12 protein-coding genes are annotated in these 13236 nt (G+C 56.7%); 4 read left to right on the plus strand and 8 right to left on the minus strand.

The genetic code is table 11. The annotated features are described in order from the left end of the window. Positions 1-114: 114 nt before the first annotated feature. Complete coding sequence (locus tag ACYAC5_RS14210; protein WP_101763515.1) at positions 115-723, minus strand: DsrE family protein; 609 nt, start codon at positions 721-723, stop codon at positions 115-117. Between the two features lie 23 nt (positions 724-746). Next, positions 747-1358 (minus strand): DsrE family protein, encoded by a 612-nt coding sequence (locus ACYAC5_RS14215; RefSeq protein ID WP_462061933.1) that lies wholly within the window; start codon positions 1356-1358, stop codon positions 747-749. Positions 1359-1999: 641 nt separating this feature from the next. Here ACYAC5_RS14215 and bepA point away from each other — a divergent pair. Both bepA and arsC read left to right on the plus strand, forming a co-directional pair. Continuing rightward, entirely contained in the window at positions 2000-3463 is a 1464-nt protein-coding gene (gene bepA, locus ACYAC5_RS14220; RefSeq protein ID WP_192233031.1) for a beta-barrel assembly-enhancing protease, read from the plus strand. Between the two features lie 4 nt (positions 3464-3467). Continuing rightward, entirely contained in the window at positions 3468-3815 is a 348-nt protein-coding gene (gene arsC, locus ACYAC5_RS14225) for an arsenate reductase (glutaredoxin) (protein WP_217548966.1), read from the plus strand. Here arsC and hda read toward each other — a convergent pair. From hda to upp, 3 genes are all read right to left on the minus strand, one after another. Continuing rightward, entirely contained in the window at positions 3812-4513 is a 702-nt protein-coding gene (gene hda, locus ACYAC5_RS14230; protein ID WP_036649513.1) for a DnaA inactivator Hda, read from the minus strand. The two genes, arsC and hda, sit on opposite strands and share 4 nt — an antisense overlap. Positions 4514-4606: 93 nt before the next feature. Beyond that, positions 4607-5890, minus strand: a complete 1284-nt coding sequence (gene uraA / locus ACYAC5_RS14235; RefSeq protein WP_280171958.1) for a uracil permease — start codon at positions 5888-5890, stop codon at positions 4607-4609. Between the two features lie 190 nt (positions 5891-6080). Further along, positions 6081-6707, minus strand: a complete 627-nt coding sequence (gene upp / locus ACYAC5_RS14240; protein ID WP_008108331.1) for a uracil phosphoribosyltransferase — start codon at positions 6705-6707, stop codon at positions 6081-6083. 229 nt (positions 6708-6936) lie between these two features. Between upp and purM the strand changes: the two genes are divergently transcribed. Beyond that, the gene (gene purM / locus ACYAC5_RS14245; RefSeq protein ID WP_008108330.1) at positions 6937-7977 is read left to right on the plus strand and encodes a phosphoribosylformylglycinamidine cyclo-ligase; all 1041 of its coding nucleotides are present in this window, start codon (positions 6937-6939) and stop codon (positions 7975-7977) included. Next, positions 7974-8612 carry a phosphoribosylglycinamide formyltransferase gene (purN, locus tag ACYAC5_RS14250; RefSeq protein WP_110866482.1) on the plus strand — a complete coding sequence of 213 codons (639 nt, stop codon included), beginning with the start codon at positions 7974-7976 and terminating at the stop codon, positions 8610-8612. Before purM ends, purN begins: the two co-directional genes overlap by 4 nt. A 109-nt stretch (positions 8613-8721) precedes the next feature. On the opposite strand, the gene pstB is transcribed toward purN, so the two are convergent. Genes pstB through ACYAC5_RS14265 form a run of 3 tightly spaced genes read right to left on the minus strand, consistent with a single transcriptional unit; the run spans position 8722 to position 13189 of the window. Further along, the gene (gene pstB / locus ACYAC5_RS14255; protein ID WP_312464214.1) at positions 8722-9489 is read right to left on the minus strand and encodes a phosphate ABC transporter ATP-binding protein PstB; all 768 of its coding nucleotides are present in this window, start codon (positions 9487-9489) and stop codon (positions 8722-8724) included. Positions 9490-9500: 11 nt separating this feature from the next. Further along, positions 9501-11099, minus strand: a complete 1599-nt coding sequence (gene pstA, locus ACYAC5_RS14260) for a phosphate ABC transporter permease PstA (RefSeq protein WP_192233025.1) — start codon at positions 11097-11099, stop codon at positions 9501-9503. Then, positions 11096-13189, minus strand: a complete 2094-nt coding sequence (locus tag ACYAC5_RS14265) for an ABC transporter permease subunit (RefSeq protein ID WP_462061935.1) — start codon at positions 13187-13189, stop codon at positions 11096-11098. Before ACYAC5_RS14265 ends, pstA begins: the two co-directional genes overlap by 4 nt. Positions 13190-13236: the final 47 nt, after the last annotated feature.

A 13236-nucleotide genomic window follows, 5' to 3' on the forward strand; every position in this document is an offset into this window, starting at 1 on the left:
AAGTGCCAATGAGATCGATCTCATTGGCGCTTAAAGTAGCGGCGAACTGTGACAGCAACATCGCGGATAAATGACAGCGGGATGACAGCAGCGCGAACTGCTGTCAGGCAGAAATCAGAGCATCAGGAAGGCGTAACCTTCGTTCTGCAGCGACGCCACGGTGGTGCCGCTCGACAGCGTGTGGGTGACGCGCGTATCGATCCAGTTGCGCTCCAGCTGATGGAAAGCCACCGACTGATCGCAAATGGTCACCTTCACGCCAGCTTTTTTCAACTCATCAATCAGCTTGAGATTGGGGTTATCGGTGCCGTAGGTTTTGCGGAATTGCTCATTATTCAACGCCGCAGGAACCGCATCGCTGTTAATCGAGACCACAAATTTCAGCTGATCGAGCGGTACGCCCGCCGCGTAATAGAGGTTGGTGACGCGTGCCACGCGCTCCAGCCCAAGGTTCGGCTGACGCACATCGCCTTCATTACGGTTGATCTGGAAGACGATTTTATTGCTCAACCCTGGCGTGGTGGCCGGATTGTAGTCCGGCACATTCACAAAGTGGATTTTGCCGTAACCTTCGATCGCCGGCGTGCTCCAGAAATCAGCCGGTTCACTTTTCTTGTCAGCAAATTTGTCGCTAACCTTGTCGACCAAATCGGGGAGCTGTAATACATTGCCGCCGACAAACCCTGCCAGAGCCGCAATAACGATATAGGATGCTGGACGCATTTCACTTCTCCTGTGCCTGAAATTTACATCTGTAAGAGTGCATAACCTTGATTTTCCAGCGTCGACACGGTGGTCGGGCTGGAGAGTGCATGAATCACCGATGGGTCAATCCACGCTCTCGGGAAGTGATGGAACGCCACCGACTGATCGCATACGGAAACCTTCACGCCCAACTTATTCAGTGCGCCGATCAGCGCCAGATTGGGGTTGTCCGCCTGGTAGAACTGCTGGAAATGCGCGTTATCCAGCATCGCTGGCGTGGCATCACCGGTGACCGATACCACAAAGTGCAGGTCGTCAGCGGGCACGCCCGAAGCGATATAGAGATTGACCACGCGCGCTACGCGCTCCAGTCCAAGATTTGGGCGCGTCATCTCCCCTTCACTGCGGGTAATTTGAAACACCACTTTGTTGCTTAAACCGACCACCGGTTTGAAAGCCGCATCCGGTTCGTAATGGATTTTGCCGTAGCCGTCGACGGCGGGCGTGCTCCAGAAGCCGTCGGGATCGGTGGGTGCAGAGGAAAAATGGCTGACAACACGCTGATACAGGTCATCACCTTTACTCACGGTGGCGCCAACAAAGCCACCGACAATTGCGATAAGGGCGTATGAAACTACAGAACGAGAACGCATAAAAACTCTCCGGCTTACACTGCGCGTCAATTCACAGTCCGTTTGAATAAAGTGCCTTATCTATACCACAGCGTGAGCAAGGCAAAAGTCCTGTAGTGACGGGCTGTCCGGCGTTTTCATTGCGTGAAAAATAATTAGCAAGGTTAATTGAAAAAGGGTTTCGATTATCGCTTTGGCAGGAGTTGAGAAATGCGTGGCCGTGAAATTGTGATCCTAATACAGAGGGAATAAGTTTACGTGCGTTTAAAATCCGTCCGATGATAACTGTGTAGAATGCTCTGTGCGTCGTCTTCACGATTAAAAACACTGATGGATAAAGCGGGCCAACACCGCTGATTTGCCGCCGCTTTTCAGAGTAAACCTGGAAAAGTTCATGCCAAATTCAATAATTTTGAGCAACTTTACGTAACTTTAACTTCTGCGGATAAAGAAGCCTGTTTAAATCGCGGCGTGCTATTCAATTTTTTGCTGCAATTTCGTCATGCTGTAACCTTTTTTTCATTTAAAGCTCATGAATCTTCATCGTTTGCTTGTCGCCGCAGTCTGGTTAAGATAGAGCGCGTTCCGCAAAGGGAAAAATAGTGCAGAACATTTGAACCACTTACCTGTCCAATTTCGGGTGACTTTTACAGGATCAAGGCATGTTTAACCGGTTGAAAAAATCAGTGCTGGCGGCCCTTATTCCTACGCTGCTGCTGACGCCTGCGCTGAGTGCGCGCGCTGACGTTAGTGATACGCTGCCCGACATGGGCACCACAGCAGGTTCAACGCTTTCGATTAATCAGGAACTGCAGATGGGCGATTTCTACGTGCGCCAGCTGCGCGCCAGTGCGCCTCTGATCAACGACCCGCTGTTGAATCAATACATTAATGAGCTCGGTCAGCGACTGGTGGCGCATGCCAACTCGGTGCGCACGCCGTTCCACTTCTTTTTGATCCAGAACGACGAACTCAACGCCTTCGCCTTCTTTGGCGGCAACGTGGTGCTGCATTCATCGCTGTTCCGCTATACCGATAACGAAAGCCAGCTGGCGTCGGTGATGGCGCACGAAATCTCGCACGTCACGCAGCGCCATCTGGCGCGCGCCATGGAAGAGCAGCGACGCAATGCGCCGCTGACCTGGGTCGGCGCATTGGGATCGATTCTGCTGGCAATGGCCAGCCCGCAAGCCGGCATGGCGGCGTTGACCGGTACGCTGGCGGGTGCGCAGCAAGGCATTATCAGCTTTACCCAGGGCAACGAGCAGGAAGCTGACCGCATCGGTATTCAGGTTCTGCAACGCGCTGGATTCGATCCGCAAGCGATGCCGACTTTTCTGCAGAAGCTGGCGGATCAGAGCCGCTTCTCCTCCAAGCCGCCGGAAATTTTGCTGACGCACCCGTTACCCGACAGCCGACTTGCCGATGCGCGTAACCGCGCCAACCAGATGCGTCCGGTGGTGGTGCAGTCGTCGCAGGATTTCTACATGGCGAAAGTGCGCTCGCTCGGCATGTACGCCACTGGCCGCAATCAGCTGACCGATGACCTGCTGAACGAATACGCCAAAGGCAACGTGCGCGAGCAGCAGGCGGCACAGTACGGCAAAGCGATACAGTTCCTGCAGGCCAAAAGCTTTGATAGCGCCAAACGGGTGATCGCCCCGCTGCTGGCGAAGCAGCCGGATAACGTCTGGTTCCTTGATATCATGACCGACATCGACATCGGCCTGAATCAGCCGCAGCAGGCGATCGCCATGCTGAGCAGCGCCAAAGGCAGCAGCAGCAATCCGGTGTTGCAGTTGAATCTGGCTAATGCCTATGTTGAAGCGAAGCAGCCCGCCAACGCCAGCCGCATCCTCAATCGCTACACCTTTGCCCATCCGGACGATGTTAACGCCTTTGATCTGCTGGCGCAGGCCTCTGCGGCGCAGGGTTTGCGCGATGAAGAACTTTCGGCGCGCGCGGAAGGTTTGGCACTCAACGGCCAGCTCGATCAGGCGATCTCCACCTTGAGCAGCGCCAGCGCGCAGGTGCCGCTCGGCAGCCTGAAACAAGCGCGCTATGACGCACGTATCGACCAGTTCCGTGAACTGCAAAAGCGTTTTAAGGTTTATCAAAAAGGATAAGAAGATGGTCAGCATTTATCACAACCCGCGCTGCAGCAAGAGCCGTGAAACGCTGGCGCTGTTGCAGGAGCGAGGTATCGAGCCCGATGTGGTGCTTTATCTTGAGACGCCGCCCGATGTCACCACGCTAAAACGTCTGTTGAAACAGCTCGGCATGCACAGCGCGCGCGAACTGATGCGGCGTAAAGAGGACTTGTATCAAGAGTTGGCTTTAGCGGATAGCGCGTTAAGCGAGGCTCATCTGCTGCAAGCGATGGTGGATCATCCGAAACTGATCGAACGCCCGATTGTGATCAAGGGCGAACAGGCGCGTATTGGTCGTCCACCCGAAGCGGTGCTGGAGATTATCTAAAGCTCCAGCGCTTCTTTAACAAAAGGAATGGTGAGTTTGCGCTGGGCGCTGATGGAGGCGCGATCGAGACGATCCAGCGTATCAAACAGCGTGCGCATCTCACGGTCGAGGCGTTTCAACAGGAAGCGCCCGACATCTTCCGGCAACTCAAAACCACGCAATCCGGCACGCAGCTGCATCGCCTGTAATTTGTCGTCATCCGAGAGCGGCTGCAAACGGTAAATCTGTCCCCAGTCGAGACGTGAAGCCAGATCCGGTAAGCCGAGATTGAGCTGGCGCGGCGGTCGATCGCCGGTTATCAGCAAACGCGTTTTACCGATTTCCAGAATACGATTGTAGAGATCAAAGATCGCCATTTCCCACTCCGGATCGCCCGCGATGCACTCGATATTATCGATGCACACCAGCGCCAGATTCTCCATGCCTTCCAGGACTTCCGGCACAAACCAGGTGCGCTTATCCAGCGGCACATAGCCCACCGCTTCGCCGCGCGCCGAGAGTTCCGCACAGGCGGCATGCAGCAGATGACTGCGGCCACCGCCTTCGCGCGACCAGAAATAGAGATAGCTACCGTGTTGCTGAGAGAGTGCGCCTTGCAGCGCCGCCAGCAGAGACGTGTTTTCCCCCGGCCAGAAACTGGCGAAGGTTTCATCATCGGGTAAATAGAGTGGCAATGAGAGCTGTGCCGGCGTGTTCAGAAGTACCTCAACGGATGAGCGGGCAGAAAACCGCGCAAGTTTATCACGATCTTTGCCGGAGATGAACCGGGCTTCCCTGCCCGGCTTGCAGCCTTAACTTTCGCGCTTCTCTTCAGCGTCCAGCACCACCTCTTCCGGGCGCAATACGCTGATTAAACGGAAGATCAGCGCCAGGCTGACGCCTACAATAGTCGCCAACGCCATGCCTTTCAGCTCGGCCGCGCCGATATGCACTTTGGCACCGCTCACGCCGATGATCAGGATCACCGAGGTCAGGATCAGGTTCTGCGCTTTGTTGTAATCCACTTTCGACTCGATCAGCACACGAATACCGGACGCGCCAATTACGCCGTACAGCAGCAGCGATACGCCGCCCATCACCGGCACAGGAACCGCCTGAATCGCCGCCGCCAGCTTGCCGACGCACGAAAGCAGAATGGCAAAGATCGCCGCGCCGCCAATTACCCAGGTGCTGTACACGCGGGTAATCGCCATTACACCGATATTCTCACCGTAAGTGGTGTTCGGCGTGGAGCCGAAGAAACCGGAGATCATGGTGGATAAACCGTTAGCGAACATTGAGCGGTGCAGACCCGGATCGCGGATCAGATCTTTCTTCACGATATTCGCGGTGACCACCAAGTGACCCACGTGCTCGGCAATCACCACCAGTGCGGCTGGCAGAATGGTCAGCATCGCCACCCATTCAAAACGCGGCGTGTAGAAGGTTGGCAGCGCAAACCACGGCGCATTTTCCACCGCGGTCCAGTCCACAATGCCCATCGCGTAAGAGAGCGCATAGCCGACCAACACGCCGACTAAAATCGGGATGATGGCGAGGAAACCACGGAACAGCACCGAACCAAACACGGTCACCGCCAGCGTCACCATCGAGATGATCACGGTTTTGCTGTCTGGCGATGTGCCGTCAGCAGGCAGCAGGCCGGCCATATTCGCCGCCACGCCCGCCAGTTCCAGACCGATAACCGCGACAATCGCGCCCATCGCTGCCGGTGGGAACATCACGTCCAGCCAGCCGGTACCGGCTTTCTTGACGATCAGCGCCACCATACAGAACAGCAAACCGCAGAGAATAAAGCCGCCCAGCGCCACTTCATAACCCAACGGCAATAGCAGCAGCACCGGCGAAATAAAGGCAAAGCTCGATCCGAGATAAGCGGGGATTTTGCCTTTACAGATAAACAGATAGAGCAGCGTTCCGACGCCGTTAAACAGCAACACCGTGGCCGGGTTGATGTGGAACAGAATCGGCACCAGCACGGTTGCGCCGAACATGGCGAACAGATGCTGTAAGCTGAGTGGAATGGTTTGCAACAGTGGCGGACGTTCGCCCACACCAATAGCACGACGAGTCATTATTATCCCCTATCCTCTTCGTTCTTCGAGCCATGGCTGCGTTGGCTGCTCTCGTTCACCCGAATCACTTACTTAAGTAAGCTCATCGGGATGAACTCGTTTGCCGCCTTGCCCTGGCTCGAATAACTTGAGGATGACAATGTTGTGTTTTTGCCAAAAAAAAGCCGACTCTCTGGCCGGCTGGTTTCTTTTATTTGGTTCCGAAAATCTTGTCCCCGGCATCGCCGAGGCCAGGAATGATGTAGCCCTTCTCGTTCAATCCCTGATCGATAGATGCGGTGTAAAGCTCCACATCCGGATGCGCTTTCTCCAACGCGGCAATACCTTCAGGTGCGGCCACCAGCACCAGCACTTTAATGCTGGTACAACCGGCTTTTTTCAGCAGATCGATGGTGGCGATCATCGAGCCGCCGGTTGCCAGCATCGGGTCGACCACCAGCGCCAGGCGCTCTTCGATGTTCGAAACCAGCTTCTGGAAATAAGGAACCGGCTCCAGCGTCTCTTCATCACGATACACGCCAACCACGCTGATGCGCGCGCTGGGAACGTGCTCAAGCACGCCTTCCATCATGCCAAGACCCGCACGCAGAATCGGAACCACCGTGATTTTTTTACCTTTGATCTGATCGATTTCAACCGGACCATTCCAGCCTTCGATGGTGACGCGCTCGGTTTCCAGATCGGCGGTGGCTTCATAGGTCAGCAAGCTGCCCACTTCCGAGGCCAGCTCGCGGAAACGCTTGGTGCTGATATCATGCTCACGCATCAGGCCCAGTTTATGTTTGACCAGCGGGTGTTTGACTTCCACGATCTTCATGATTGTTCTCCCGGAATTGAGTTGAGCTAAAAAAAATCGCCGGATTATACCGCCTTTTCGCTGCTGCGCCACTTGTCATCGGTCAATAGCCTGCGTCATCTAAGGATTGGCGAAAATCTGAGGCGATGCAAAGGCAGCATGAGATGGGACTCGCAAACGTTTGCCTGCGCTGTTAGAATTGCCGCGCTTAATTTTTGCCACCAACCGCAACTCGCGTGGGGATTCCGCAGTGACCGACAAAACCTCTCTCAGCTACAAAGACGCCGGTGTTGATATCGATGCTGGTAACGATCTGGTTGACCGTATTAAAGGCGTAGTGAAAAAAACCCGCCGCCCGGAAGTCATGGGTGGATTGGGCGGATTCGGCGCGCTCTGTGCGCTGCCGCAGAAGTACCGCGAGCCTGTGCTGGTCTCCGGAACCGATGGCGTCGGCACCAAGCTGCGTCTGGCGATGGATCTCAAACGCCACGACAGCATCGGCATTGATCTGGTCGCGATGTGTGTGAACGACCTGATTGTTCAGGGTGCTGAGCCGCTGTTCTTCCTCGATTATTACGCGACCGGCAAGCTGGATGTGGATACCGCGTCATCGGTGATCACCGGCATCGCCGAAGGTTGCTTGCAGTCGGGTTGTGCGCTGGTCGGCGGTGAAACCGCTGAAATGCCGGGCATGTACCACGGCGAAGATTACGACGTGGCGGGTTTCTGCGTCGGCGTGGTGGAAAAATCAGAGATCATTGACGGTTCGAAAGTGCAGGACGGCGACGTGCTGATCGCGCTGGGTTCCAGCGGCCCACACTCGAACGGTTATTCACTGGTGCGCAAGATTCTTGAAGTCAGCCAGACCGATCCGGCCACCAAACAGCTGGATGGCAAATCACTGGCCGATCACCTGCTGGCGCCAACCCGCATCTATGTGAAAAACATCCTTAGCCTGATCGAACAGGTTGATGTGCATGCGATTTCGCATCTGACCGGCGGCGGCTTCTGGGAAAACATCCCGCGCGTGTTGCCAGATAACACCCAGGCGGTGCTGGAAGAGAGCAGCTGGCAGTGGCCGTCAGTGTTCAGCTGGTTGCAGCAGGCAGGCAACGTTAGCCGTCACGAAATGTACCGCACCTTTAACTGCGGCGTGGGCATGGTGATTGCGCTGAGCCCGGCAGAAGCCGATAAAGCGGTACAGCTGATGACCGACGCGGGCGAAAAAGCGTGGAAAATCGGTGTGATTAAAGCGTCTGATTCCGAAGAGCGTGTGGTTATCAATCCATGAAAAAACTGGTTGTACTGATCTCCGGCAACGGAAGCAATCTTCAGTCCATCCTCGACGCCTGCGCAAGCGGGCGTATAAACGGCAGCGTCGCTGCCGTTTTCAGTAATAAAGCCAGCGCGTTTGGTTTAACGCGCGCGCGGGAAGCCAATGTCCCGTCACATGCGTTAGCCGCCAGTGATTTTGCCGACCGCGAAGCCTTTGATCGCCAGCTGATGCAGGAGATTGATGCTTACGCGCCAGATCTGGTGGTGCTGGCCGGTTATATGCGCATCCTCAGCAGCGCTTTTGTCGCGCACTATCACGATCGTCTGGTGAATATTCATCCGTCGCTGTTGCCGAAATATCCGGGCTTACACACACATCGTCAGGCGCTGGAAAACGGCGACGAGGAGCATGGCACCTCAGTGCATTTTGTCACTGACGAGCTGGATGGCGGACCCATTATTTTGCAAGCGCGTGTGCCGGTGTTTGCTGGCGACAGCGAAGACGAGATCAGCGCGCGCGTGCAGCATCAGGAACACGCGATCTATCCGCTGGTGATCAGCTGGTTTGTTGATGGGCGTTTGCAGATGCGTGAAGGTAAAGCATGGCTGGATGGTCAGTTATTACCGACGCAAGGCTATGCTCACGATTGAATGTTATGCATATTCCGAAGCGGCGCGATTTATCGCGCATTTCGATGGCAACATCGTGCCCATCCGGGCATTGCGCAATAAATTGCGCCGCTACAAATCGCAGACTTTTTTAACCAAATCTTCCCGTAATATAATCTTCGGTGCGCCGCGCTTTCGGTGAGGTGAAGATTCTGTCGGTTTCGTCAAACTCAACTAATTGTCCGTTATGCATAAACGCGGTGTAATCCGACACGCGTGCCGCCTGCTGCATATTGTGCGTCACCAGCACCAGTGTGAAATGCTGCTTCAGCGTGGTCATCAACTCCTCGATCACCAGCGTTGAGATCGGATCAAGTGCCGAAGTGGGCTCATCCAGCAGCAACACTTCCGGCTCGATGGCAATGGCGCGCGCAATCACCAAACGCTGCTGCTGGCCGTTAGAGAGCGTTAACGCGTTCTGCCCCAGCTGATCTTTCACTTCGCCCCACAACGCCGCCGCGCGCAGCGCACGCTCACAGGCTTCATTCAGCACGCGACGATCGCGCACGCCCTGCAAGCGCAGGCCGTAAACCACGTTTTCGTAGATCGATTTAGGAAACGGATTCGGCCGCTGGAACACCATGCCAATGCGGCGACGCAGCGCGGGAAGATCCTGATTCGCCTGCATCACCACGTAATCACCGAGCAGAATCTCACCTTCAATGCGACAGCGATCGATCACATCATTCATGCGATTGAAACAGCGCAGCAGCGTCGATTTGCCACAGCCGGAAGGACCAATCAACGCCGTGATGCGGTTCTTCGGAATCTGCAGATCAATGTTATTCAGCGCCTGGCGTTCGCCATACCACAGCGACAGCTGATTAACGCTAAGGGCAATGTCGTAATCGGGCGTCATCAGAAACCTTTTTAGTGCGTCATAATCCGGTAACGCTCACGCAGCCGATGGCGCAACGCCATCGCCAGCAGATTGAGCGACAGGATGATCACCACCAGCAGCAAAGCGGTGGCGTAAACCAGCGGTCGATCAGCATCGATGTTGGGGCTCTGGAACGCCAAATCGTAGATCTGAAAACCGAGGTGCATGAATTTGCGATCGAGGTGCAGATAAGGGAACACCGCATCAACCGGCAGCTCAGGCACCATCTTCACCACGCCCACCAGCATCAGCGGCGCGGTTTCTCCAGCCGCACGCGCCACCGCCAGAATCAAGCCGGTGAGCATGGCCGGTACCGCCAGCGGCAGCACCACGCGCCACAGCGTTTCCGCCTGCGTTGCGCCCAGCGCAAGCGATCCCTGACGCAGATTATCCGGAATGCGCGACAATCCCTCTTCGGTGGCAACGATCACCACCGGCAGCGTCAGCAGCGCCAGCGTCAGCGCGGCCCACAGCAATCCCGGCGTACCAAAAGTCGGATTGGGTAAGGCGCTGGAGAAAAACAGCTGGTCGAGGGTGCCGCCAATCAGCCAGACAAAGAAACCGAGGCCAAACACGCCATAGACAATTGACGGCACGCCCGCAAGATTCACCACCGCGATGCGCACCAGCCGCGTCAACGCATTGCGTCCGGCGTATTCGTGCAGCCATACCGCCGCGATGACGCCGAGCGGCATGACGATGATCGACATCAACAGCACCATCAGCACGGTGCCAAAAATTGCCGGAAACGCCCCGCTCTCGCCGCCACCGGAAGTCGGTGAATCGCTGACGAATTGCCAAATCTGACCGAAGAAGTGCAGCGTTTTGTTGGTTAAGGTCATGGCATTCGGATACCACGCATCCACCACCTGCGCCAATAGGATGGTGTGATCCACGCCGTTCACATCGCGCAGCACCAGCGTATCGCGCTGACTTTCGTGCTGCAGATGAGTTAACTGCTGCGCCAGCGCGTTAAAGCGGCGCTGTAACGCCGTGCGATTGGCATCAAACTCAGACTGCACCTCCAGGCTGAAGCGGCCGTTACGCTGCTGCTCATCGGCCTGCTGCTGCAAGCTTTCCAGCTGTGCATTAAGGCGCGCCATCTCAATGCGGCGGATGTTACTCGCCTGGCGCAACTGCTCATGTACCTGCTGCAAACGCTGATGCAGCAAGGCATCGCGGCTTTGAGCGGTCATGACTTCGTTATCCTGGCGCAGCTCCACCAGCCAACCATAGGCGTTGCCGCCGTTGCGGCGCTGCAGCACCAACACATCAGCAGGACGACGGGTTTTCGCCTCGCCCTGACTGTAGAGCACGCGGAAATCCGGCGCGGCAAAATCACGGTTGCCGGTTTTCACCACATAGCGCCACTGTTCGCCCTGCTGCTGCTTTTGCAAGGTTTCACCCAGCACCATCACCGGGCTGCCTTGCGGCGGCTGGAACTGATATTGATCGACCGGCTGCGGCCAGAAGGCACGCACGCCCTGCCAGCCGAGCAAACCAATCAGCAAGGTAAACGCCAGCAGGCAAACCGCGACGGCGCCGGCGGTGAGCCAGCGCCAGCGATCGTTTTGTTTCATTGCCGTCATCCGTGGCCCTCATGCTGGCTGTAGCGTTGGCGCAAGCGCTGACGAATCAACTCGGCGATGGTGTTGATCACCAAGGTGAAGATCAACAGCAACAACGCACTGAGGAACAGAATGCGATAATGCGCGCTGCCCGCTGCGGCTTCGGGCATCTCAATGGCAATGTTGGCGGAGAGCGCACGCAGGCCAGCAAATAAGCCGCCTTCGCTAACCGGCGTGTTGCCAGTGGCCATCAGCACAATCATCGTCTCGCCGACGGCGCGGCCAAAGCCAATCATCAAGGCGGCGAAGATGCCCGCGGAGGCACCCGGCAGCACTACACGCGTCAGGGTTTGCCACGGCGTGGCGCCCAGCGCCAGCGAGCCCTGCCCGAGCGCGCCCGGCACGCTGAACAGCGCATCTTCCGATAGGGTGAAAATCAGCGGCACCAGTGCAAAACCCATCGCCAACGCAGCAACTAATAAGTTGCGCTGTTCGTAATGCGCTAAACGCTCGCCAATCTCCGGCCAGAACAGCGTTGGCAGCCACAGCGTCAGCAACGTCACCACTAACAGTAGCGGCAGCAGCAGAATCACTTCAAAACCGGGACGTCGCCAGCTGGCCGGCAAACGCGGACTCAGCACGCCGCACAATAATAAGGTCGCGGCCAACACCGGCGGCAGTAGCAGCACGCCAACCAGCGCGGTGCTGATGTGCGGTGCCAGCCACACGCCAGCGATTAAACCAATTACCACGCTGGGCAGCGCGCCCATCATTTCGATCGCCGGTTTCACCCAGCGACGTAAACCCGGCGACATAAACCAGGCGGTATACATCGCGGCAGCCAGCGCCAGCGGCGTGGCAAACAGCAGCGCCAGACAGGCGGCTTTCAGCGTGCCCAGTACCAGCGGCATCAGGCTGAACTTGGCTTGATAGCTGTCGCCCGCCGCGGTGGATTGCCATACCCAATCGGCCTGCGGATAGTTTTCGTACCAGATTTTTTGCCACAGGTTGCGCCAGGTGAAGTCCGGCCACGGGTTATCCAGCGCAAACTGTTGCCACTCCCCGGCGCGTTCAATGATCAAGGCATCACCGTGCGGCGCGAAGGCCAGTGCCTGAATGCCCGGTGCCAGCTGACGCGTTAAAATCGCGCCCTGCTGCTTGCTGGCGAACAGCTGAACCGTGCCCTGCGCATCGTAAGTGGCAAACACGCGGCGCTGCGGCTCCGGCGTTATTCCGCGCGCCTGCTGGCTGCCGTTGAAGGTGTGAATCTGTCGTAAGCGCGGCCCATTATTACTGGCGATAGCGAACCATTGCTGTACGCCTTGCGCATCCTGAATCAGCAAGGTGCGTCCACCGGCCAGCATATGCAGGCTTTGCGGCGGCAGATTGAGGGTTTGCGTTTCACGTAACTGTGCGCCATCAGATGTGATTTGCCACACGCGCAGTAAGCGCCCGCTGCTGGCGTAGAGCAAAGAGCCATCCGGCGACAGCAGCAGATGATCGGCCTGCTGCTGGGGCAACAGGATCTGATTCACTTTTTGCTGATTTTCCAGCGTCAGCAGGCTGATGCCGGCTGCGGTTTGCGCCGCGATCAACCATTGATGGTCGTTGAGAGCGGTCAGCGCCATGTTACTGACCGGGCCTTGCGGTAAGCGCAGTGGACGATCGCCGAGCGGGAAGCCCCATTCGCCGCTGCCGTTGCGGATAACCGGTTGCATTAACAGCAGTTCGCCCTGCATATTGAGCAGCACGCTGCGGTTATCAAAGCTTGCGATCGCCGCATCGGGTTTGCCATTCAGCGCCAGTGCGGGAGCGGCAGGTTGACCATCAAGCGGAATAAAGCGCGCTTCGTTGCGGCTGATGCGCCAGCCTAAATGGCCGTCGCTGCCCATCGCCAGCATTGGGGCTTTGTCCCACAGCTGAATATTGGTGGTGGCATGCATTCCCGGCGCGCTAAACAGCGGCAACACCACCCAGATCAACCAGAAGAACAGCAGTAACATCAGCAGCAAAATTCCCACGCCGCAAGCTGTGACGACGCGGCGCACTAAATTATCAGTGGCGCGTCGACGACGGTCGCTAAAGTGGACGGGAATACGATTTATGCTCATGCAGGCCAGGTTACCGGTGGAAACAAGTCGCTATGTTGCCCGTAGCT

Source organism: Pantoea sp. y20, assembly GCF_054903455.1.